20 protein-coding genes are annotated in these 21,158 nt (G+C 63.5%); 15 read left to right on the top strand and 5 right to left on the bottom strand.

The genetic code is table 11. The features are described 5' to 3' along the window. The first annotated feature begins 69 nt into the window (after positions 1-69). Positions 70-495 (top strand): VOC family protein, encoded by a 426-nt coding sequence (locus AD664_RS04055; protein WP_047738567.1) that lies wholly within the window; start codon positions 70-72, stop codon positions 493-495. Positions 496-514: 19 nt separating this feature from the next. Here the strand turns inward: AD664_RS04055 and AD664_RS04050 are convergent, their stop codons facing one another. The 5 genes from AD664_RS04050 to AD664_RS04030 all read right to left on the bottom strand — a co-directional run bounded on the left by AD664_RS04050 (position 515) and on the right by AD664_RS04030 (position 7,656). Beyond that, entirely contained in the window at positions 515-3,478 is a 2,964-nt protein-coding gene (locus AD664_RS04050; RefSeq protein ID WP_053144553.1) for a bpX6 domain-containing protein, read from the bottom strand. Further along, the gene (locus AD664_RS04045; protein WP_053144551.1) at positions 3,465-5,294 is read right to left on the bottom strand and encodes a hypothetical protein; all 1,830 of its coding nucleotides are present in this window, start codon (positions 5,292-5,294) and stop codon (positions 3,465-3,467) included. The genes AD664_RS04050 and AD664_RS04045 overlap by 14 nt, the downstream gene beginning before the upstream one ends. Beyond that, entirely contained in the window at positions 5,294-5,737 is a 444-nt protein-coding gene (locus AD664_RS04040; protein ID WP_053007401.1) for a hypothetical protein, read from the bottom strand. The genes AD664_RS04045 and AD664_RS04040 overlap by 1 nt, the downstream gene beginning before the upstream one ends. Then, complete coding sequence (locus tag AD664_RS04035; RefSeq protein ID WP_053144549.1) at positions 5,734-6,855, bottom strand: AAA family ATPase; 1,122 nt, start codon at positions 6,853-6,855, stop codon at positions 5,734-5,736. Before AD664_RS04035 ends, AD664_RS04040 begins: the two co-directional genes overlap by 4 nt. Before the next feature lie 195 nt (positions 6,856-7,050). Beyond that, positions 7,051-7,656, bottom strand: a complete 606-nt coding sequence (locus AD664_RS04030; RefSeq protein ID WP_053144547.1) for a LysE family translocator — start codon at positions 7,654-7,656, stop codon at positions 7,051-7,053. 113 nt (positions 7,657-7,769) lie between these two features. Between AD664_RS04030 and AD664_RS04025 the strand changes: the two genes are divergently transcribed. The 14 genes from AD664_RS04025 (at position 7,770) to dmeF (ending at position 21,117) form a co-directional block, all read left to right on the top strand. Beyond that, positions 7,770-8,639 carry a LysR family transcriptional regulator gene (locus tag AD664_RS04025; protein ID WP_042732010.1) on the top strand — a complete coding sequence of 290 codons (870 nt, stop codon included), beginning with the start codon at positions 7,770-7,772 and terminating at the stop codon, positions 8,637-8,639. A 250-nt stretch (positions 8,640-8,889) separates the two neighbouring features. Beyond that, positions 8,890-9,741: an STAS domain-containing protein gene (locus AD664_RS04020; RefSeq protein ID WP_053144545.1), complete on the top strand. Its 852-nt coding sequence runs from the start codon at positions 8,890-8,892 to the stop codon at positions 9,739-9,741. Positions 9,742-9,745: 4 nt separating this feature from the next. Continuing rightward, positions 9,746-10,108, top strand: coding sequence for an STAS domain-containing protein (locus AD664_RS04015; RefSeq protein WP_042732012.1), 363 nt, complete (start codon positions 9,746-9,748; stop codon positions 10,106-10,108). Further along, positions 10,105-10,509, top strand: coding sequence for an anti-sigma regulatory factor (locus AD664_RS04010; protein ID WP_042732013.1), 405 nt, complete (start codon positions 10,105-10,107; stop codon positions 10,507-10,509). The genes AD664_RS04015 and AD664_RS04010 overlap by 4 nt, the downstream gene beginning before the upstream one ends. Next, positions 10,506-11,516, top strand: a complete 1,011-nt coding sequence (locus tag AD664_RS04005; RefSeq protein ID WP_053144735.1) for an ATP-binding protein — start codon at positions 10,506-10,508, stop codon at positions 11,514-11,516. The genes AD664_RS04010 and AD664_RS04005 overlap by 4 nt, the downstream gene beginning before the upstream one ends. Continuing rightward, positions 11,509-12,384 carry a sensor histidine kinase KdpD gene (locus AD664_RS04000; protein WP_053144543.1) on the top strand — a complete coding sequence of 292 codons (876 nt, stop codon included), beginning with the start codon at positions 11,509-11,511 and terminating at the stop codon, positions 12,382-12,384. Before AD664_RS04005 ends, AD664_RS04000 begins: the two co-directional genes overlap by 8 nt. Continuing rightward, complete coding sequence (locus AD664_RS03995; RefSeq protein ID WP_053144541.1) at positions 12,374-14,317, top strand: response regulator; 1,944 nt, start codon at positions 12,374-12,376, stop codon at positions 14,315-14,317. Before AD664_RS04000 ends, AD664_RS03995 begins: the two co-directional genes overlap by 11 nt. Positions 14,318-14,553: 236 nt before the next feature. Next, positions 14,554-15,231 (top strand): methylamine utilization protein, encoded by a 678-nt coding sequence (locus AD664_RS03990; RefSeq protein WP_053144539.1) that lies wholly within the window; start codon positions 14,554-14,556, stop codon positions 15,229-15,231. Further along, positions 15,215-17,572, top strand: coding sequence for a bifunctional diguanylate cyclase/phosphodiesterase (locus tag AD664_RS03985; RefSeq protein WP_053144537.1), 2,358 nt, complete (start codon positions 15,215-15,217; stop codon positions 17,570-17,572). The genes AD664_RS03990 and AD664_RS03985 overlap by 17 nt, the downstream gene beginning before the upstream one ends. 41 nt (positions 17,573-17,613) lie before the next feature. Then, positions 17,614-18,441, top strand: a complete 828-nt coding sequence (locus tag AD664_RS03980; RefSeq protein WP_371260940.1) for a DUF3034 family protein — start codon at positions 17,614-17,616, stop codon at positions 18,439-18,441. Beyond that, positions 18,441-18,860: a group 1 truncated hemoglobin gene (locus AD664_RS03975; protein ID WP_053144534.1), complete on the top strand. Its 420-nt coding sequence runs from the start codon at positions 18,441-18,443 to the stop codon at positions 18,858-18,860. The genes AD664_RS03980 and AD664_RS03975 overlap by 1 nt, the downstream gene beginning before the upstream one ends. A gap of 146 nt (positions 18,861-19,006) precedes the next feature. After that, positions 19,007-19,786, top strand: coding sequence for a hypothetical protein (locus tag AD664_RS03970; RefSeq protein WP_053144533.1), 780 nt, complete (start codon positions 19,007-19,009; stop codon positions 19,784-19,786). 126 nt (positions 19,787-19,912) lie between these two features. Beyond that, the gene (locus AD664_RS03965; RefSeq protein WP_053144531.1) at positions 19,913-20,188 is read left to right on the top strand and encodes a metal/formaldehyde-sensitive transcriptional repressor; all 276 of its coding nucleotides are present in this window, start codon (positions 19,913-19,915) and stop codon (positions 20,186-20,188) included. Positions 20,189-20,196: 8 nt separating this feature from the next. Next, complete coding sequence (dmeF, locus tag AD664_RS03960; RefSeq protein WP_053144530.1) at positions 20,197-21,117, top strand: CDF family Co(II)/Ni(II) efflux transporter DmeF; 921 nt, start codon at positions 20,197-20,199, stop codon at positions 21,115-21,117. The last annotated feature ends 41 nt before the right edge of the window (positions 21,118-21,158 follow it).

Raw genomic sequence — 21,158 nt, 5'->3', positions numbered from 1 at the left:
CGACAACCGCTGCCAGGCGCCATGACGATGGCGGTGTTCGCCCATCACAACAACAGTATTGGAGCCCTGATGAGCCTCTCGCCCTTTCACCTCGCCATCCCCGTCTACGACTTGCCCGGCGCGCGACGTTTCTATGGAGAAGTCTTTGGTCTTGAAGAAGGACGTTCCAGCAGCCAGTGGGTCGATTTCAATTTCTATGGTCACCAACTGGTGATTCACCAGCAGCCGAAAACCGCCGCCCAGGACAGTGTTCACAGCAACCCGGTCGATGGTCACGATGTGCCTGTCCCACACTTCGGCATCATCCTGGGGTGGGAGCAATGGGAGGCGTTGGCCGAGCGCTTGAAGTCGTTTGGCGTCTCCTTCGTGATCGAACCCTACGTTCGCTTCAAGGGCCAGGTCGGCGAGCAAGCCACCATGTTCCTGTTCGACCCATGCGGCAACGCCCTTGAATTCAAGGCATTCAAGGACATGAGCCAGATCTTCGCGAAATAGAGGGCACGCGCCCGGCAGGTCACTGCACCGACAGGGCCGCGGTCGTGGAGCGGGCGACGTCGATTTGCCATAACCGCCCCTGATGATCGAACAGCACGCATTCGCTGCCCACGAAACGCAGTTGCGCATGCTCCAGCGGCCAGTCCATGACGGCGCAGAGCCGGTCGCTGCTGCGGTGTATGAAGTGCCAGCGGGCCTCATCCTCGCCGACCCTGAAACCTATCACCAGCCACTGCGCGAAGGGGTAGACGTGCAACGGGTCGGCGGACTCCGTATTGAAGCCGGGCAGGCGATAGCGCTTGCTCGTGACGCCCTCGTACACCATCAGCGCGGGATCGTCGTCGACGCCGTCTTCGATCCACAATTCGACGGTTCGGCCCACCGCGTCGAACACTTGCCAGCTGTGCGCCTGACGCCGGACGGGCAGCGGTTCACGGCGCAGCAATCGGCGCTCGGGCAAGCGGTAGTGCCAGAGCAGCGCTTGCTGCGGGGTCTGCAAGAAGACCGATTCATTGTGCTCGTCATCCCGAATCGACGTGATCTGCCCGGGCAGCTCACCGACGTGCCACAGGGTTTCGAGTCGGCGACCCACGTCCACGACGCGCAACTGCGTGCCGCGGCCAACGGTCCAGGCCGTGCCGTCGAACGTCTTGGCGAAGGCGTCCAGCATCAGCACGCCCAAGTCGCTGGCGCTGCGATTGACCAGGTCCAGCTTGCAGATGCGCCAGACGTCGCCGCGCCGTGCCAGCGCCAGGGCGACCTGGCGGCTGTGGCCCAGCACAATGACCTGGGTCGGCACCGGGAAGTGGAAGGCGCACTTGCCGTTGGCTTCGACGACCGACGCACCGGCTTCGCCCAGCGCCAGCAGGTAGCGTCCATCCGTCAACGGCACGGCATCGCAGATCGCCCGAACGCCCCTGTCTGGCGCGGTGAATGACAACGGGTCGCTGACCCGCTCAAGGCCTTGGTTGAGGCGTTTGTTTCGAGGCAGGCCGTTGCCGGGCAGGTCTGCCTGGAGCAATTTGTCCTTGCTCATTTTAACCAGCGCCTGGAGCTGGTTCTGGGTCAGGTGGGCCTGTGGCCCGGCCTGGTCACAAATGATTGCCCGCACGGTCGCGGCTGCCAGCCAGGCCAGCGCTGGGCTGTAGGCCTTGTGCGCCAGCAGCGCCTGGGCGAGGGTGGCGCGGTCCATGACCCGCTCTGGGTCGCTGCGCAGTTTCTCGACCCAGGTTTCATAGGCCGTGAGCGTGTCGGGGAGCAGGATGGCGCGTTTGACCAAGGCGCCGATTGCCAGGCTGCCGCCTGCGGCCTCGGCGGCGAGCAGCCATTGTGCGGCGCGTTCGCGCTCTGCCGGCAGGCTCCAGATGACGTCCACCGCCTGCAGCCACAGGCCTTTTTCAGTCAGGGCCAGCGCCCATTCCAGGCGCAGGCGCGCAGCGGCTTCGGGCCATTTCTTTTCGAGCAGGATAACGGCATCGGCGAACGCATTGTCGCGCCGGGCGACTTGTAGCGCTCGCTGCCAATCCCCGGCCAGGCATAGCAGGCGCACGATGGTCGAGGCGGACATGTCCCAGGCCAGGGCCAGGTCGGCGGCCTGTTGATGGCGTTGGTGCTTTTCCAGGTAATCGAGCGCTTCCTGTCGTGCCCTCAACAGTTCGGCCAGCACGAACACGGCTTCCTCGATCCGCCCCTCGCGATCCAGTCGCTCGAAGGACTGCCGGTAGACCTGCTTGAGGTGGCTTTCCAGATCGGCCTCGAACAGCAAGCGGGTGCCGGGCACTGAGTGCTGGCTGAGCGTCAGGTCCTGGCGCCGGGTGGGGGTGCCGAATGCCTGGCCGGCATCGCCCTGGCCGCCGCCCAGCGGAATGGCATGGCGCAAGGCTTCTTCCAGGTTGCCGTTCTCGAACATGTCCAGCATGCGTTGCATGTAGGCGGCCTGTCGTTTGCCGTACAGCGCTGACAGTCGCGAGTGACGAGTCAGTTGGGTCAACCAGCGTCGCCACCTGGCCGGGCCTCGCGGCCGGCCCGAGGCCCGCGGTGGCACGCTCGGCTGCACGGGGCGGGCGGCATCGGCAACATGGGTGGCTTTTCCAGTCGTCGTCCTCACGCCGTCGCACCGCACCCAGGCACGCCCGGCCATCAATGCCAACATGAAGAGTACGAAAAACACAGTCCCGATCAGCGCCCACGCCAGGGCATTGTCCAGGTCGAACCCGGAAGGATCCACCGCTCGCGGTGGCTTGACGGTTTCAGCAGGCGGCGCGGTGGTCGGGGACCGCGTACCGTTGAGGGCATTGATGGCGAAGATACCGGTGCCCACGGCCACCCCAATGAAGCCTGGCAGACCATCTTTCAACGGGCCTCGGCCCTGCGAGTGAGACGCGGAGGCGGGCGGGCGGTGGGCTGCCGTTGCCTTGTCGACGGCAGCCTGACGCTGGCGCTCTAACAGGGCCCGCATCACCCCCTCGCGCTCGGGGCTGACCGGCGCCAGTGAATCGCCGAGGATCTCCCGGATATCGGTTTGCACAACCAGCGGCTCGGCGTGGGGTTCTGGCAATGCATCGCGGCAGTCATAAGTGGCGAGCAGGGCGTACTGACTGACGTCGATCCATTGGCCGGGTACCAATGCTGTGGCGTCGCGCAGGTGCAGCGCGCTGACCTGGGTGCCGCGTACCAGCCAGACATCGGCGGGTGCCAGGTGCCGCATTTCCTCGTTGCTAAGCCGCGCCGAGCACAGCGTTCGCCCCTGGCGAATCAACGGCCAGCCGGCCAGCCCCTCGCACAGCCGTGCACAAGCCTTGGGAAAACGCAGCAGGTCGCCGTCGGCAAAGCGATAGGCCTTGGCGTCGGTTTGCCAGTGGGAGAGGATCAGCCGAGCCCGTTCATGCTCACTGAAGCGCTCGGCGGGAAACCACAATGCCTCGATCGGTTGATAGCCGGTCAGCACCGGCCGGCGGACCATGACGATATCAGGACCGGACATAGGTGCTTAGCTCCGAATATGGCTGCGGCGGATTGCACATGACCTGCAGGACCCTGCGTTCCTCCCGGACCGCATACACCACCAACTCGCGAGCCTTGGTCAGTGCAGCGACCAGCCCGCTCATCGGACAGAAGGTAATCCTGGCAATGGGGTCCTGGGTGGTGAACAGCGCCTGCTGCTCACCCTGGCAGTACAGGGCGACCGTCTGCTGGTGAGGACTGAGCAGGACCATGGAAAAGACTTCGTCGTCACCGATCAGCAATCCCAGGCCTTTCCAGCCTGGCGCCAGGTCGACCTGCACGGTCTGAAGGTCGGGGGCGACCAGCTGCCACTGCTGGTGGCCGTCGACCAGGCGCATCCAGGCACAGCCGTGAAAGGCCCGGTTCCAGCATGCACTGGCCGGGAACAATACCTGAGCGACGTCGTTCGCCGTGCCCACCAGATCGCTCGCGGGCTGGCTGAGCCAGGCATTGAGCCGATGGACATACAGCCGGCCGGCTTCCTGGCGCAGATAGACCAGCATGTCGCGACTGACCTGCGCCATGCCCACCACGTTATCGGCCATCGAATGCGTCATCCCCGACGCGCGCTGCGGCGGCAGCTTGCCGTTGTCGGTCACCCAGAAGGCCAGGTGTCCCTTGTTGTCGAGCAGGAAGGCTGCGCCGTGGGTGCCGTTGTGCAACCAGACCATGGGCAGCAGCGTGGCCGTGCCCACGGGGATCTGCAGTTGATTACGTTCAGGCCGGGCGGCCGCCTTGACGAAGTCCATGTTCCAGAAGACCAACTGCTCGTCGAAGCTCAGGATCGCACCGGGCATGCGCCCTGGGAATGTGATCGCCAGCGGCGTGCCACGGCTGTTCCAGAGAGTCTTGCGAACCTCGAGCGGTTTTTTCTGCCGTGGCGCCGGGAGCTTGATCACCACGAGCCCGGGCTCGTCGAGCATTTTCAGGGCAACATGGGAGCCGCTGCTGGCGATGATCGGCGCCAGGGTCAGGACCACCCGGGCAATGGGGGTCTTGACCGGCGTGCGCGTCAACTGTCGAGCGGTGTCGAACTCACCCTTGATCAGTTGCAGGGCCTGGCGTTTGTCGGGAAAGGGCAGGGCGATATGCCGGGTGGTTGCGGCCTGCAGCGAAAACATCAGGCTGTGGCCATCGAGGCTGTCTTGAATCTGCACCCGGTGGGTGCACGAACGGCTATCGGTGGCCGGCAGGCGTTGACCGACGAGCCAGCGTTCGCCGCTGTCGTACGCTTGTTCCGACAGCCAGGCGCACCAGGTGCTCCAGTGCTCGTCACTGACGGTCTGATAGGTTCGAGCGCTGAGCAACTGCTTCAAATGCGCGGCGCCCTTGAATTCGTTCAGTCGAGGCGCGTCCTGCAAAATGCCCCAGCGCAATTCGGCCCCGGCTTCGCTGGCACGGCGGGCAAGCAGGATCAGCAGGGCCAGGTGCACCAATCGCGGGCCGCCCAGTTGCAAGGGGCCAGCATCGAACAGCACGACAATCATGCGATTGGCGTGATGCGTGCGGTAGCGCGGCGCCAAAAACAGGTGCTCGCCCACCACCGCCCTGCGCAGAAACTCGTCGGGCAACTCATCGGCCAGCAACCATTCGCTGGTCAGCAGTCGTTCATAGGGGCCGCGGCGTTGCAGGTCGCCCAGGCCGTCGGGTTCGGGGTCGCCGCCCGGCTGCATGCCGCGTAACGGACCCAGCAACGGGTTGAGACGGGTGAACAGGTCGGTCAGCACCGGCAGTTGTTCGGGGGCAAACCATTGCAGCCAGTCCCGCCAGGGTTGCAGGGATTTGGGTAATTGCATCAGTGACCTGCCCACTCATCCTGAATACGTTGCAGATGCCGGGCCGTGACGGGCAGGCAGCGGTCCAGCGGCAGAACCGCCCTGGGCGCGTGCCACAACAGCAACGGCGCTCGGGCGAATCTGTCGAGCAGCGCCTGGCCCATCAGGTCCACCGGCATATCGGGTTCCCAACTGGTGGGCAGCCAGAGGCCGGGAGCGGCGGGCTCGCTACAGGCGTAGTCGACACCCTCGACCCACGGCAGGTCATCCACATGGCCGGTGACGATCAGCACGTCCCGGTTGGCCGTGGCTTGCAGGCGAGCGGTCTGGTCCTCGGGCATGCGCAGCAGGCGTGCGTGCAGACGCGCTGCGACATCACCCCAGGCCACGGCCGCCTGAGGTTGACCGGCCTCACGCCGCGCTCGCCAATGCCAGTCGAGGGCAGGGGTGGCCCTGTTCGTCATGCCTGGGCGCTCAGCAGGTGAGCCACTTTTCCGCGCACCTCATGCAGCCGCTGGGGGATGGTCTGGCTGTTGAAGTTGGCGTCGATCTCACGCAGCAGCGCTTCCAGCAAGGGGCTGGCCGGCGGCTCGCTGCGCCCCAGGTAATCCTCGGCCGTTTCCAGCAGGCGATGCAGGCGAGCCATCGGTTGCAGCGTCGCTTCTTCGACGGCACTGAACAGATGGCTGTTGTTGCACTGGGCCAAAAGGTCTTTCAGCACCTCGCGACCGTGCTGCTGGGTCTCGCGGGTCGGCAGCACGTAGAGCAGCGGCCAGAGGTCGGCTTCGCTGGCGGCGCGGTGGCCACGCAGCAACGCGGCGGCGGCGATCAGGCGCTGGGATTTGACGATACGGCGGTCGGACAGTTGGATTCCGGCTTCGCGCAACCGGCGAATGGCCTGGGCCAGCGCTGGGCGCACCCGGGACAGGTCGACGTCCTTGAGCGCCTGGCCCAGCGTGTCGAGTGGCGTCAGGCCCAGCAGTTGCGGGACCGGGCGTTGTTCGGACTGCCAGCCGCCGGCCAGCATCGCTTCGAGCTGGTTGTCGGGGACGGCCTCCACGAACAGGTGCAGCAGGAATCGGTCGCCGAAGGCCGCCAGCGATTCGTCGTCGGGCAGGCCGTTCGCCGCAGCGACGCAGACGCGCAAGGGGCACTGGACCTGGGTGTGGCCTCGGCGGAACCGTCGCTCATTGAGCACACCGAGCAGGGTGTTGAGAATGGCCGTCGAGCCCAGGAACACTTCATCCAGGAACACGATGTCGGCTTCGGGCAGCATGCCGCTGGTGTCGGTTTCCACCGTGCCTTCGCGCAGTTTCTTCAGGTCCACCGTGCCAAACAACTCCGAAGGCTCGGTGAAGCGTCCCAGCAGGTACTCGAAATAACGCCCGCCCATGGACTGGGCGACCCGACGCACCACCGCGCTTTTCGCCGTGCCGGGCGGCCCCACGACCAGGATGTGCTCCTGGGCAACCGCCGCCAGCACGATCAACTCGGCCAGTTGCTCACGGCCGACCAGGCCTTCGGTGGCGGCGCGTACGGCCTGACGGATCTGGGTGGCGGCGAGGTCGAGCGAAGCGGACATGGGGATCTTCCCTGAAGCTGAAAGGGCCTATCTTGCCTGAAGGCGAGGGCGAACTGGGAAGTTGATCGGCATGCAAGGCCCAAGCTTGAGCCCTGAGAGGGGAGCCAGCCACGGAACATGCGCCGCCATTGCGTTGCACAATGGCGGCTGCGGCAGACGTCCGTCGCTCACGCCGCCCCCCACGAAGGCACCTGCCTAGCGGATCGGCAACAACGCCCCAAACGCCACGAAAAAACCGCCACAGATGCGGTTGAAACGCCGGCCCATCCGCGCCAGCCACGGCCGGACCCGGTTCGCCGCGCTCGCCACGCCGAACTCCACGGCGAATTCGACGAATGCGTAGGTCAGCGCCATGACCGTCGCCTGCAGGATCAGATTGCGCTGGGCGTCGATGAACGGCGTGATGAATGCGGTGAACAACAGCAAGGCCTTGGGGTTGGAAATCGCCGACAGCAGCCCCTGGCGAAACAGCGACCAGTCGGCCGAGCCGCTCACGTCGTTGACCGCCAGGGTCATCGCCTCCGAACGCCACAGGCTAAGCCCCAGCCAGATCAGGTAGAGCCCGCCGATGATCTTCAGCGCGGTCAACCAATGCAGCGACGCTTGCAGCAAGGCGCCCAGGCCGAGGACGCACAAGGCGATCACGATGACGAAACCGAGGACGCCGCCGGTGATGGTGAACAGCGTCTTGCGGTGGCCATGGATCGCCCCGTGGGTCAGCACCAACAGGGCATTGGGGCCGGGCACCAGGGCGATGCCACAGCAGGTCAGCAGGTAGAACAGCCAGGCGTCGAGGGACATGGGGGCTCCGGTGCACGATGACAGGCGCCGATGTTGACGCGAGAAGGCCTGGACGAAAAGCGCATATTGTGGCACTCAGGTATTCGATTATCGAATGCAGGGTTTTTTCCACCATGACACCCAGGGATCTTCAGATCGATTGGCTCAAGTGCTTCGTCGCCGCCGTCGATACCGGCTCGCTGTCGAGCGCCGCCCTTGAGATCAACAAGTCGCAGTCGGCCGTCAGCATGCAGCTCAAGAAACTCGAGTCGGCCTTGGGTCGCCAGGTCCTGAGCCGCGGCCCGCGACACTTCCAGCTCACCAGTGACGGCGAAGCACTGCTCGGCTACGCCCGGCGCATGCTGGCCTTGCACGCAGAAACGCTGGGGGCCTTCTGGGGCGAACAGCTGAGCGGACGGATCCGCCTCGGCGTGGCGGAGGATTACGCCGCGCCTTACCTCACGCCGGTGTTGAAACGGTTCTCGGCGCGCTACGCCAGCGTCGACATCGAGTTGACCTGTGAGCAATCCACCGCACTGATTCCCCGGGTGGCCAGCGGTGAACTGGACCTGGCCCTGGTCTCGCGCGACAGTCCGCGTCGCGGCGCCTTTCTGTTCCATGAACCCATGGTCTGGGTCGGCTCGCCGCAGTTCGAGCTCTGGCGTCGGGATCCGCTGCCGATCGCGGTCTACGACGAAGAAAGCCTGGCCCGCCGCACCGCTGTGGAAACCCTGGTCCGCCATGGGCGTCGCTACAAGGTCGTCTACAACAGTTCGAGCCTGGCCGGGCAGATCGCCGCGGTGGAAAGCGGGGTCGCGGTGGCGGTGCTGACCCGCTGCTGCACCCCGGCCAACCTTCAGGTGCTGGGCCAGGAACATGGCCTGGGCGCGCTGGAATCCATGAGCGTGGCGGTCTATCGCAGCCGGGCCTCGCAAGGATCGATCGCGGTGGATGGACTGCGCAGCTTTTTGATCAAGACCCTGGGCGCTCCTGCGCAGGCCTAGCTTGCCGTCCGGGCTACCGTGGACGGCGGCCAGCACTTGCAGGTTCGGGCGAAAAAGCAACACTCATTCACGCAATCTGCACGGCTATAAGTGACATCCAGGCAAAGTTAAAAAAATTACGAGCATCAAGGACTAAGCCCCTGTAAATTCCCGAAACAACTACCCAAACTATTTCTGATGGCCAAGGTCATTCATTCGCGCCGGTCGTTCTCAGTCACCGGTTTCCCCTACGTTCAGGAGCAACTCACACATGGCAGCACTGCAGAACACCACGCTCGAGGCGATGAAAGACAAACAGGCGCAGGTGCTGGGCGAATGGATCAACGGACTGGAAACCAGTGGCGCGACCCGCAACCTCAAAAGCCAGGACCTGCAGCAACAAACCAGCGAGTTCCTGCAACTGGTGATCAATGGCCTGCAAAACAACAACGGCACCAACATCAATACCCCGGGCTGGGAGTCCACGCGCCAGTTCCTCGAAAAGCTCTCCCAAAGTCGCGCCCAACTCGGGCAGGATTCGCAACAGACCGCCAGTTTCATTTTCGCCCTCAAGGGGCCGCTGTTTGCCTTGCTGCAAGCTCATTACCGTGAGCAACCGGCGCTGCTGGCCGAGCAACTGTGGGAAATCTCCGAGCTGTTCGATGCGTTCGGGATGCACACCATCCGCACCTTCCAGAAATCCCGCGAGGCGGTGATCAAGCGTCAGCAGGAGGAACTGCTGGAGCTGTCCACCCCGGTCGTCAAGCTGTGGGACGGCGTACTGGCGCTGCCGATGATCGGCACCCTCGATTCGCAACGCACCCAGGTGGTGATGGAGTCGCTGTTGCAGCGTATCGTCGACACCGGTTCGGAAATCGCCATCATCGACATCACCGGTGTGCCGACCGTTGATACGCTGGTCGCCCAGCACCTGCTCAAGACCGTGACCGCCATTCGCCTGATGGGCGCCGACTGCATCATCAGCGGCGTGCGTCCGCAAATCGCCCAGACCATCGTGCACCTGGGCCTCGACCTGCAAGGCGTGGTCACCAAGGCCAACCTGGCCGACGCACTGAAACTGGCCTTGACCCGCCTGGGCGTCAGCCTTGGCAAGACGGTCTGAGCCGATGGAACGTATCCCGATTCTACAGATGGGCGACTTTCTGCTGGTCACGATCCAGGTCGACATGCATGACCAACTGGCCCTGACCCTGCAGGACGATCTGTCCGAGCGCATCAGCAAGACGTCGGCCCGCGGGGTGTTGATCGACATTTCCGCACTGGACATGGTCGATTCGTTCATCGGCCGGATGATCGCGACCATTTCCGGCCTGTCGAAAATCATGGACGCCGAGACCATGCTGGTGGGCATGCAACCGGCCGTGGCGATCACCCTGGTCGAACTCGGCCTGACGCTGCCCGGCGTCAGCACTGCGCTGAACGTCGAGCGCGGAATGAAACTGCTGCAGGAACGAGTACGCCATTCATGACCGTGCGCAGCAGCGGCACTCAACCGATCAACATCGAACAGGACGTGGTGCTCGCCCGGCAAACGGCACGCAAACTGGCCACCGAATGCGGCATGCGCCTGATCGACCTGACCAAACTGGTGACCGCCGTCAGCGAGCTGGCGCGTAACACCATGGTCTATGGCGGTGGCGGCGACATGGATTGGCAGATCCTCGACGAGGGCGACAGGGTCGGCCTGCGCCTGGTCTTTCGCGACGAAGGGCCGGGCATCGCCGACATCAAGCTGGCGATGACCGACGGTTGGACCTCCGGCGGTGGCCTGGGGCTTGGGCTGACCGGTGCCAAGCGACTGGTCGATGAGTTTGAGCTCGACACCGAGCCCGGCAAGGGCACACGAATCACGATTACCCGATGGACATGACGATCGCTGGGTCACTGACCCAGGTGCTGCTGATCGAAGACAGCAGCCAGGTCGGCCATGCCCGGCGTACCGCGCAAAGGCTCGCCGAGCAAAACGGCTTTGATGCCACCGATGCCGGACGCGTGGCCCTGGTCGCCACCGAACTGGCCAGCAATGTGCTCAAGCACGCCAGCCGCGGCGAGCTCCACCTGCGCCTGTTACCTTGTCCCGACGGGTTTGGCATCGAGATGCTCGCGGTCGATCGCGCCCAGGGCTTCGATCTGGACGCCTGCCTGACGGATGGGTATTCCACCGGGGGCACCCAGGGCATCGGCCTTGGGGCCGTGGCGCGCCAGACCGAAGTGTTCGATGTGTACGCCGATGCCCGTGGCGCGGTGTTGCTGGCGCGGCTGTATCCGCGCGGCAATCGCCAGCCGGACGTGCGTTACGGCGTCAGCCAGCATTCGCTGAACGACGATCCGGCGTGTGGCGACACCTGGCACCTGGCGTACAACGGCGCCAACATCAGTGCTCTGGTGATCGACGGCCTCGGCCACGGTGAGGATGCCGAGCGCGCGGCCAAGGCGGGGGAGCGGGCGTTCGCCCAGACCCCGTTCGCCAGTGCGGTGCTGTTGATGGAGGACATGCACCGCGACATGATTGGCACGCGTGGCGGCGCAGCCGCTTTCGCCCAGTTCAATGCCGCGCGCGATGGCCTGACGTTTACCGGCGTTGGCAACATCGGCGCCACCCTTATCAGCGCGGACAAGTCGCGGGGCCTGGTGTCGAGCCCGGGCATCGTCGGCAGCCAATACCGCAGAGCCCAGCCCTTTGACTATGCTCACGTGAACGGACATTTATTGATCATGTACAGCGATGGCTTGCAGTCCCGTTGGAATCTTCAAGACTACCCCGGCCTGGTGCACCGTCATCCCGCTGTGATCGCCACTGTCCTGCATCGAGACTTCTGCCGTGGGCGCGATGATGTGACCGTGCTGGTCGTTGCCTTGGAGGCCGCCCATGGCTGAGCCGTCTACCCTGAACCCTGCCGAGCAAGCCGTGTTGATCGCCCAGTTGCAGGGCGAGAACGCCGCTCTGCGCGACGAACTCGATGAAACCAACCAGGGCGTGCTGGCGCTCTATGCCGAACTCGACACCCAGGCTGAGCAACTGCGCCAGGCCTCGGACCTCAAGAGCCGCTTCCTGTCGTACATGAGCCATGAGTTCCGCACGCCGCTGGGTTCGATCCTGAGCATCAACAGCCTGCTCGCCGATGAACTCGACGGCCCGCTCAGCCCCGAGCAGCACAAGCAGGTGGCGTTCGTCAGCAGCGCCGCCCGCGAACTCAGCGACATGGTCGATGACTTGCTCGACCTGGCGAAAATCGAAGCCGGACGGATCTCCATTTCCCCGGCGTGGTTCGACATGTTCGACCTGTTCTCGGCCCTGCGCGGGATGTTCCGACCGATCGTCGATGCGTCCGCGGTGGACCTGATCTTCGAAGAGCCCGTCGGCCTTCCGCGCCTGTACACCGATGACAAGAAACTCGCGCAGATCCTGCGCAACTTCATTTCCAACTCATTGAAGTTCACCACCCGCGGCGAAGTGCGGATCTCGGCCCGCCTGGAAGGACCGGACCGGGTGCGCTTCGCTGTCAGCGACACCGGAATAGGCATCGCGCCGGAACTGCACGGTGCATTGTTCGAGGACTTCATCCAGGTCGACTCGCCCTTGCAGAAACGCCTGCGCGGAACCGGCCTGGGCCTGTCGTTGTGCAAACGCTTCGCGGCGTTGCTGGGGGGCGAGGTCGGGATGGACAGTACACCGGGGGTCGGCTCGAACTTCTTCGTGACCATTCCATTGGCACTCGCCTTGGAGAATGCCGATGAATCGTGACATTCGTCTGTTGATCGTCGACGACAACATCGCCACCCGCTATGCCTTGCGCCGGCGTCTGGAGAGCCACGGCTACGTGGTGCTGGAGGCCGGTACCGGCAGCGAGGGCCTGGCGCGGATCGCCGGCGAGCCCATCGACGCACTGATCCTGGACGTCAACCTGCCGGACATGAGCGGCTTCGACATCGTACGTACCTTGCGCGTCGATGCGCGCACCGCGTTGCTGCCGGTGATCCATGTATCGGCCGCGTCGATCCAGACCGGCGACATCATCACCGGCCTCAACGCCGGTGCCGACGCCTACCTGATTCACCCCGTAGACCCGGACGTGCTGCTGGCGACCCTGCGCACCTTGCTGCGGGTGCGCGACACCGAAAACGCGCTGCGCGAGAGCGAGGCGCGCTTTCGCGAGATTTTCGTCAACGTCTCGGCGCCAATTGCCGTGCTCGATGCGCATTTGAAAGTGCATGAGTGTAACCATGCTTTCGCGCAGATGATCCAGGACAACCATGCCCCGGAAACCCTCAGCGAATGCTTCGACGAGGACCAGGGCGCGGTTCTCGACGAGTTGCGCCAACGCCTGGCCGATGGCGAACGCTGGAAGGGCACGTTGAACATGCGCGTGCAGGGTGAGATTCGTGAGACCGAGTGGCAGATATCACCGTACCGCACGCCGCAACTGAGCCTGGTGTTCATCGAGGACGTCACCGAACACCGCCATCGTGAGCGTTCTCACCTGGCACGGCTGGACGACACCACCACGCAACTGGCCAAGGAAGTCGCCGAGCGGGCGCGCGCCGAATCACAATTGCTGCAAGTGCAGAAAATGGACGCACTGGGCAAGCTCACCGGCGGCATCGCCCATGACTTCAACAACCTGTTGACCGGCATCATCACCAGCCTGGAACTGATCCAGAAACGCATGGCCGATGCACGTCCGGACAAGGTTCAGTTTTACGCCGAGGCGGCACTGAATTCGGCAATGAGCGCGGCCTCCCTCACGCATCGACTGCTGGCCTTCGCTCGCCAGCAGCCGCTCGACACCCGTCCGGTGGACATCAACGAGCAAGTGCGCTCGCTGGAAGAGCTGCTGATGCGCACCATTGGCGAACGCATCAACCTCAAGCTCGAATTGACCACCAAACCGGCGATTGCGCTGGTCGACCCGGTGCAACTGGAAAGCGCGGTACTGAACCTGGTGATCAACGCCCGGGATGCGCTGCCCAAGGGCGGCAACATTTGGCTCAACACCTATGCGGCGCATTCCCATGGCGCCCCCAACCTGGCCGATGGCGCGTATGTCGCGTTGTCGGTGCGCGACGATGGCACCGGCATCGATCACAGTGTGATCGACAAGGTGTTCGAGCCGTTCTTCACCACCAAGCCGCTGGGGCAGGGCACCGGGTTGGGGCTGTCGATGATCTACGGTTTCGCCCGTCAGTCTGGCGGCGATGCGCACATCCGCAGCGTGGCGCGGTGCGGCACTGAAGTGACGATCATGCTGCCGGCCACCAGCGATTCGACACAGGCTTACGTCGCCCCGCTCATTGTCGACCCGCAGGCTTCTGGCGAGCATGTGCTGATTGTCGAGGACATGCCTTCGGTGCGCCTGTTCGTGACCGAAGTGCTGGAGGATGCGGGCTATCGCTGCACCCAGGCACCGGATATCGAAACCGCGTTGGAGCGCTTGCAGAATGATCCGACCATTAACCTGCTGCTGACCGACGTCGGCCTGCCACGCATGAGCGGCCGGGAATTGGCCGATGTGGCGCGAGGCTGGCGTGAAGGTTTGCCCATCCTGTTCATGACGGGCTACGCCGAAACCGCGCTCAACCGCCAGGTGTTCCTGGGCAGCGGCATGGAAATGCTCGTCAAGCCCTTCCAGATCAGCGAGTTGCTGGAAAAGGTTCGCCTCACGCTGGATGCACAGTAACCCCCCGACATCGGCGGGGTTCCGGTAGACCAGGCATTCAATTGCGCCTACAGGAGCGAGCCTCCAGGTGTGGCGTGGCCTGGGCATGCCATGGCGCCAAGGAATTTCCAGCGAGCCTGTTCAGGTTTGCGCCAGACGGTCGATACCCTGATAGACGCCCAAGTGCGTGATTGCCGGTGCCGCCGTGAGGGGTGTGTCACCCAGATCCTTCACCCATCGTTTTCAGTGGAATTGGCATGGCCAAAAAAATCTCCCTTTTCGCCTTGCTATTGCTGCTTGCTGCCCCGGTCGGGTGGGCGGGTGTGGCGAAGCTTGATGTCGAGATTCTCGAGGGCACGGGCAAGCGGTTACCCGATGCCGTCATTACCCTCAAAGGCCCTATCGATAGGCCCTCAACTGACTTGGCCGCCAGCATGGACCAGCGCAACCAGCAGTTTGCGCCTCACGTACTGGCTGTGCACACCGGCTCCCTGATCAAGTTTCCCAACAGCGACAACATCCGCCACCAGGTCTACTCGTTTTCACCCGCCAAGCGTTTCGAGCTGCGTTTGTACGAGGGCACGCCCTCCGAGCCGGTCCTGTTCGACAAGCCTGGCGTGGTGGTCCTGGGCTGCAACATCCACGACCGCATGCTGGGCTACGTCTTTGTCACCGACGATCCGCTCTTTGCCGTCAGCGATGCTCAAGGCAACGTGGCGCTGGACAAGCTCGCGGTCGGTGAATACCACGTGACCCTCTGGCACCCGCAGCTCAAAGGGATGCAGCCGATCGATGCCGGCACGCTGAAACTTCCTGCCAGCGGACTCCAGCAGCACTACACACTGACACTCGAACCGTTACCTGAACAGATGGCGCCCGCGACCAGTGCCTTCGGTGATGCCTTCAAGCGAGCCACTCGTGAAACTGCGCAATAGTTTTCAGGCGCAAGTCGCGGCAGTGATGATCTTGCTGTCGCTGCTGGTGATCGGCTTGTTGTATTTCAGCGTCAATGCGGCGACCCGCACGGCCGTGCGAGGGCAGGCCGACGCACAACTGGACGTCGGCACGCGCATCTTCGAACGGCTGATGGAAGTCCAGGGGCGGCGCCTGGCCGATGGCGTGCAGCTGTTGGCGGCCGACTTCGGCTTTCGCGAAGCGGTGGCCAGCCGGGACGCGGCAACCATCCGTTCAGTGCTGATCAACCATGGCAAGCGGATCAATGCCAGCGACATGATCCTGCTGAGCATGGATGGCACGATACTCGCCAGTACCCTTGACCATACGCCCGAAGGATCGCTGTTCCAGTACGACGGCGCGCTGCGCCTGGCACAACGTACGCGCCAGGCCATGGTGATCGTGCCGTTGCAGGGCAAGCCGCATTTGTTGGTGGAAACACCGGTACTCGCGCCTCTGCCGGTGGCCAGGGTAGTGATGGGGTTCAGCATGGACGAGGCCTTTGCCCTTGAACTGCGCTCACTCACCAACCTGCAAGTGTCGTTTCTTGCCGTCGATCGGCAACAACCAGGGGTGCTGGTCAGCACTCAGCCAGAGGTATTGCACGGGCCAATATCCCGCTTGATGCTCGGCTCGTCCATCCGCAGCGGGGCCATGCCGACGGAACACCTGAATCACAACTACCTCAGCCAGTTACTGACGCTGGCCGACGGTTCGGGTGAGTACGATGGGCAAGTGATCGCCTTGCTGCAAAGCCCGCTCGATGCAGCCATGCAGGCCTTCGCGCCGCTGGATGAAAAAATCCTGGTGATTAGCCTGATGGCACTGATCGCGTCGCTGGTCGGTGCCTTGCTGTTGGCCCGAGGGGTGTCGCGGCCGGTCAAGTCGTTGGCCTTGGCGGCGGAGCGCATCGGCCACGGCGATTACCAGACCCCCGTGGTATTGCCGCGCGCTGATGAACTCGGCTTGTTGGCCAACGCCGTCAACGCCATGCAAAGAGGCATTGCCGAGCGTGAGCAACAACTGGCCCACAATGCGCTGCATGACCCGGTCACCGACTTGCCCAACCGGGCACTGGCCATGGAGCGCCTGGGCAGTGCGATCAGCGCAAAACGGCCGATGGCATTGATCTTCCTGGGCATCGAGAACCTGCGCGGCATCAACGAAACGGTGGACCCCGAGACGGTTGACCGGTTGCTTCGTCAAACCGGCCAGCGCATCCAGGCCCTATTGCAACCTGGCGACACCGTGGCGCACCTGATCGCCGAGGAATTTCTGATCCTGCTCGACGGGATGGACAGCGACGCGGCGGTGGCTATCGCCGACCAACTGCAGCAGTTGCTGCTCAAGCCCCAGCAAATCAACGGTCATCATCTGGCCCTGGATTGCCGCCTCGGGATCGCAGCGTACCCGGCGGATGGCGAAAACGCCCAAAGCCTGCTGGAGCGCGCATCGATCGCGATGAAGGATGCGGCTCAGATGCCAGGGCATCTGCAGGTTTACCAGCACGGGCGTGACCTGGCTCACCGTCGGCAAATCACGTTGATTCGTGACCTGCGCCATGCGGCGAACAACGGTGAGCTTATCCTGCATTACCAGCCCAAGCTGGACATCCTCAAGCATCACGTCCACCAGGCCGAAGCCCTGTTGCGCTGGCACCATCCCCAACTGGGCTCGATCTCGCCGGGCGAGTTCATTCCGTTGGCAGAGCGCACCGGCAGTATCCAGGGTCTGACGTATTGGGTGATCAACGAGGGCATGCGTCAACTGGCCGAGTGGAATGAACGGGGCCTGTGCCTGGAACTGTCGTTGAACATCTGCGCCGAGGACCTGATCAGCGATGAGTTGCCCAACCGGGTCGCGGTGTTGTTACGCACCCACCGGTTGCCAGCCGAACAGTTGGTGTTCGAAGTCACGGAAAGCGCGGTCATGCGTGAACCCGAGCGGGCCTTGAAGAACCTTCATCTGCTGCGCGATTGCGGCATCAGCCTGTCGGTGGATGATTTTGGCACTGGCTATTCGTCCCTGGCGCACCTCAAGCGGTTGCCGGTGCAAGAGCTCAAGATCGACCAGTCTTTTGTCCGCGACCTGGACGAAGCCAGTGAAGATGCGGTGATCGTGCGCTCGACGATCGAGATGAGCCACAACCTGGGGCTCAAGGTGGTGGCCGAGGGCGTCGAATATGCCCACAGCCTTCGGTTGCTCGAGCGCTGGCATTGCGATACCGCGCAGGGTTACCTGATCAGTCCGCCGCTCAGCGCCGCAGCCTTCGAGGCCTGGGTGGCGTTGCCTTTGAATATCCGTACAGCGCTGGTTCATTGAAGATGATGGCTTCTCGTTTCTTCCTGTCGATCGGCTGCTGCATGGCCCTGGCGTTCCAACACGTTTGCGCCGATGGCGGGCGCTTGATCGCGACAGGCGGCGCCAGCAGCCTGGAAGGTGCCGCGGGCGGCGGGATCACGCCCTGGGCGATGCTGGCCGGGTACGGTGAACAGAACGAGTGGGGCGCGACCGCGTTCGCGACCTCTGTCAACCTGCCGGATTATCGGCTGGATGTGGCGGGCTTGGCCGTGGCCTATGACAACCGGGTGGAGCTGTCCTTTGCCCGGCAACGTTTCGACCTGGGGTCGCTGGTGAACAAGTTGAACCTGCCGGACGACCATCTCGACCAGGACATCTACGCCATCAAGGTGCGCCTGTTCGGTGACGTGATCTATGACACCTTGCCGCAGGTCTCCGTCGGCCTGCAATACAAGCACCAGAACGACTTCCTCATTCCCAGCCTGGTGGGCGCCCGGCGCGACAGCGACACCGAAGGCTATCTGGCTGCGAGTCGGCTGTTCATGGGCGCGGCGTTTGGCTACAACCTGCTGGTCAACGGCAGCCTGCGCTACAGCCGCGCCAACGAACTGGGGCTATTGGGGTTCGGCGGCGATCGTCGCGATACCCGCAGCGTGCTGAAGGAAGGCTCGCTGGCCGTGTTGCTCAATCCGCGCTGGGCCTTGGGTGTCGAGTATCGCCAGAAACCGGACAACCTGTCCTTCAGCGGGGAAAGTGACTGGTCTGATCTGTTTGTGGGTTACTTCCCCAACAAACATGTATCAATGGTACTGGCCTACGCGCGACTGGGTGAAATCGCGACGCTCGATCGCCAAAACGGCTTGTACTTGTCCATTCAGGGGGGCTTCTGATGCGTGGGGTCCTGCTGATGCTCATCGTGCTGCTGGGCGCGTGCGCACAACCCTTGCCCAAGGACGACAGCCTCTATCAAGACCTCGGCGGCCAGCCGGGAATTACCGCGATCGTCGAGGGCATGTTGCTGAACATCGCCCGAGATGACCGTATCGTGGAACGCTTTCGCAGAATCGATATCCAGCGGTTGCGCGACAAACTGATCGAGCAGTTTTGCGTGGAGGCGGGCGGCCCCTGCACTTATACCGGCGACACCATGGCCGAAAGTCATAAAGGACAGAAGGTCAGTCGCAGTGACTTCAATGCCCTGGTCGAAGACCTGATCGCCGCGATGGATGAGCAACGCATACCTGTGCCCGTGCAGAATCGCCTGATCAAGCGCCTGGCACCGATGCGCGGCGAGGTCATCGAAAAGTGATGGACCGGCCCCATGGCATCAGAAGGCAGGCGAGGGCCTGTTCGATATTTTGATTGCCGTCTGCATGGGCAGTCTGCCCGGTAGCCGCTATAGTGCGCGTTTTACGCCACTCCGGCGCTGACACGGCAGTCACAGGAACCTTGCACATGTCCCATGGCGAAATCGCTACCCGCCCTGAAATCACCCACGTCCCACTTTCGGCAAGCGTTGAACAGGCCCGCCAACTGATACCGCCCGCCGAAGCACGCCTGGCGCAGCGCAAGCGCGTGGTGCTCAAGCCGTTCATGATCGTCCAGGGGCTGGTCTGCGGGTACTTCCTGATCAAATGGGTGGGGCAGGGGCACTACATCGGCGGTCCGATTCTCGCGGGGCTGCTCTGGTGCGTGACCTGGGTCTTCAGCCTGCCGCTGGCGATGTTCTGGCGCCAGGAAAGCCGCGAACTCAAGCGCGTCCAAGACAATGTCGGCGTCGTCCTGCACAAGACCTGCACCGACTTCCTCGCCGAACAGGCGCTGGGACCGTATCGCTGGATCTCCCGCGGGGAAAACATGCTCGGGCTGTTTCCGGAAACCGGCGTGCTCTATCTCTATGCAGAGGCGTCCGGCTACCAGCATGCGCTGATCGATGCACCGCAGGTGGTCCGCCAGGTTCGGGTCGATGAGAAAGTCCAGACTGTCCACACCTCCAACACCCACACCACCCACAGCGAGCGCCGAGTCAGCAGCACGCACTTTGGCGGCGAGATCGGCAGGGGCACGTCAGACTCCACCACCTACACCTCCAGCACGACTCATCACACCTTTACCTTGCAGATTCAGTTCCAGATCGGTGCCGGCACGCCCTGCTGGACCACCTGGTCGTTCGGCAACGACTGGCAGGAAGCGGAAAACTGGCGGTTGCAGATTGCCCAGGCGGCGGGGTTGTAGACCCGAGCCCACGGCAATAGACCAGAGCCATCCGAGTTCAAGAAGACAGGGCCCCTAAGGGGCCCTTGTCGTTGGGATGCACTGCCGTGCTATGCTCGTCGCCAATATAGGGTAGGGGGGTATGCTATGGCGCATACACAAGCAGGTAAAGAACAGCTGCTCAAGCGTGTGAAGCGCATCGCCGGGCAGGTGCAGGCGATCGAGCGTGCACTGGAGGGTGGCGCCGACTGCGCCAAGACATTGCATCTGGTGGCGGCGACGCGTGGCGCGATGAACGGTTTGCTCGACGAAATCATCGAGGATCATGCCCGGGAGCATGTCGCCAAGCCTGGCCTGACCGATCAGGAGCGGGCACAGGGCGTAGAGGAACTGCTCGAAGCCATCCATCGGTATTCAAAGTGAGGACTGCATTGAGCACTCATTCCATTCATAGCCACAACTTCCTGGGCGCCGCCCACGACGCCAATGCCAAGCGCACATTGTGGGTGGTGACACTCACGGTGGTGATGATGGTAGGGGAGATTGCCGCCGGCTACATCACCGGCTCGATGGCGCTCCTGGCCGACGGTTTCCACATGGCCACCCATGCCGGCGCGCTGGGCATCGCGGCGGCCGCGTACGCGTACGCCCGCAAGCATTCGCAGAGCCCCGCCTACAGTTTCGGCACGGGCAAGGTGGGTGACCTGGGAGGATTCGCCTCGGCGTTGATCCTCGGCTTGATCTCGTTGGGCATCGGGGTCGAATCGGTGATTCGGCTTTTCGAGCCGTCCCAGGTGCAGTTCACGATGGCGATCCTGATCGCGGTCATCGGGCTGATCGTGAACATCGTCAGTGCCTTGCTGCTGAGTGGAGGCGGCCATGACCACGGACATTCCCATGACCATCACGCTCACGGTCACGCCCATGGCCAGGACAACAACTTGCGCTCCGCCTATGTCCACGTGCTCGCCGACGCGGTCACGTCAGTCATGGCCATCGTGGCGCTGCTGGCCGGCCGGTTTCTGGGCTGGGTATGGCTCGACCCGCTCATGGGCATTGTCGGGGCGCTGGTCATTGCCCGCTGGGCGTGGTCGCTGATCAAAGACACCGCGGCGGTGTTGCTGGACAAGACGGATGAGCACGTCGCCGAAGAAATCCGCGCGCTGCTTGATCAAGCCAGCCGGCTCCAGATCACCGACCTGCACGTGTGGCGGGTAGGGCCGCAAGCGCGTGCAGCCATCGTCAGCGTGCAGGGCCCGCGAGCGTTTTCCGCGGAGGATGTACGGGCGGCGTTGAGCGCGGTACATGAAGTGACTCATCTTACGGTGGAGTACCGGGCGGTGGAGAACTAGCCCCGTCAGGTCTTGAGCGGCGTTGCCTTGGCATTGCCGCT

The sequence above is a fragment of the Pseudomonas sp. P97.38 genome, from assembly GCF_001269745.1.
GTDB classification, from domain to species: domain Bacteria; phylum Pseudomonadota; class Gammaproteobacteria; order Pseudomonadales; family Pseudomonadaceae; genus Aquipseudomonas; species Aquipseudomonas chlororaphis_E.
This window is presented reverse-complemented; position numbering and strand designations above follow the sequence as displayed.

What these genes read in the sequence shown, in the direction of transcription:
- AD664_RS04035 (WP_053144549.1), bottom strand. Translation starts at nt 6,855, where the DNA reads ATGTCCGCTTCGCTCGACCTCGCCGCCACCCAGATCCGTCAGGCCGTA.
- AD664_RS03980 (WP_371260940.1), top strand. Translation starts at nt 17,614, where the DNA reads ATGGCCCTGGCGTTCCAACACGTTTGCGCCGATGGCGGGCGCTTGATC.
- AD664_RS04025 (WP_042732010.1), top strand. Translation starts at nt 7,770, where the DNA reads ATGACACCCAGGGATCTTCAGATCGATTGGCTCAAGTGCTTCGTCGCC.
- AD664_RS04005 (WP_053144735.1), top strand. Translation starts at nt 10,506, where the DNA reads ATGACGATCGCTGGGTCACTGACCCAGGTGCTGCTGATCGAAGACAGC.
- AD664_RS04040 (WP_053007401.1), bottom strand. Translation starts at nt 5,737, where the DNA reads ATGACGAACAGGGCCACCCCTGCCCTCGACTGGCATTGGCGAGCGCGG.
- AD664_RS03990 (WP_053144539.1), top strand. Translation starts at nt 14,554, where the DNA reads ATGGCCAAAAAAATCTCCCTTTTCGCCTTGCTATTGCTGCTTGCTGCC.
- AD664_RS03970 (WP_053144533.1), top strand. Translation starts at nt 19,007, where the DNA reads ATGTCCCATGGCGAAATCGCTACCCGCCCTGAAATCACCCACGTCCCA.
- AD664_RS04000 (WP_053144543.1), top strand. Translation starts at nt 11,509, where the DNA reads ATGGCTGAGCCGTCTACCCTGAACCCTGCCGAGCAAGCCGTGTTGATC.
- AD664_RS04010 (WP_042732013.1), top strand. Translation starts at nt 10,105, where the DNA reads ATGACCGTGCGCAGCAGCGGCACTCAACCGATCAACATCGAACAGGAC.
- AD664_RS03975 (WP_053144534.1), top strand. Translation starts at nt 18,441, where the DNA reads ATGCGTGGGGTCCTGCTGATGCTCATCGTGCTGCTGGGCGCGTGCGCA.
- AD664_RS03995 (WP_053144541.1), top strand. Translation starts at nt 12,374, where the DNA reads ATGAATCGTGACATTCGTCTGTTGATCGTCGACGACAACATCGCCACC.
- AD664_RS04020 (WP_053144545.1), top strand. Translation starts at nt 8,890, where the DNA reads ATGGCAGCACTGCAGAACACCACGCTCGAGGCGATGAAAGACAAACAG.
- AD664_RS04030 (WP_053144547.1), bottom strand. Translation starts at nt 7,656, where the DNA reads ATGTCCCTCGACGCCTGGCTGTTCTACCTGCTGACCTGCTGTGGCATC.
- AD664_RS04055 (WP_047738567.1), top strand. Translation starts at nt 70, where the DNA reads ATGAGCCTCTCGCCCTTTCACCTCGCCATCCCCGTCTACGACTTGCCC.
- AD664_RS04050 (WP_053144553.1), bottom strand. Translation starts at nt 3,478, where the DNA reads ATGTCCGGTCCTGATATCGTCATGGTCCGCCGGCCGGTGCTGACCGGC.
- AD664_RS03965 (WP_053144531.1), top strand. Translation starts at nt 19,913, where the DNA reads ATGGCGCATACACAAGCAGGTAAAGAACAGCTGCTCAAGCGTGTGAAG.
- AD664_RS04015 (WP_042732012.1), top strand. Translation starts at nt 9,746, where the DNA reads ATGGAACGTATCCCGATTCTACAGATGGGCGACTTTCTGCTGGTCACG.
- AD664_RS04045 (WP_053144551.1), bottom strand. Translation starts at nt 5,294, where the DNA reads ATGCAATTACCCAAATCCCTGCAACCCTGGCGGGACTGGCTGCAATGG.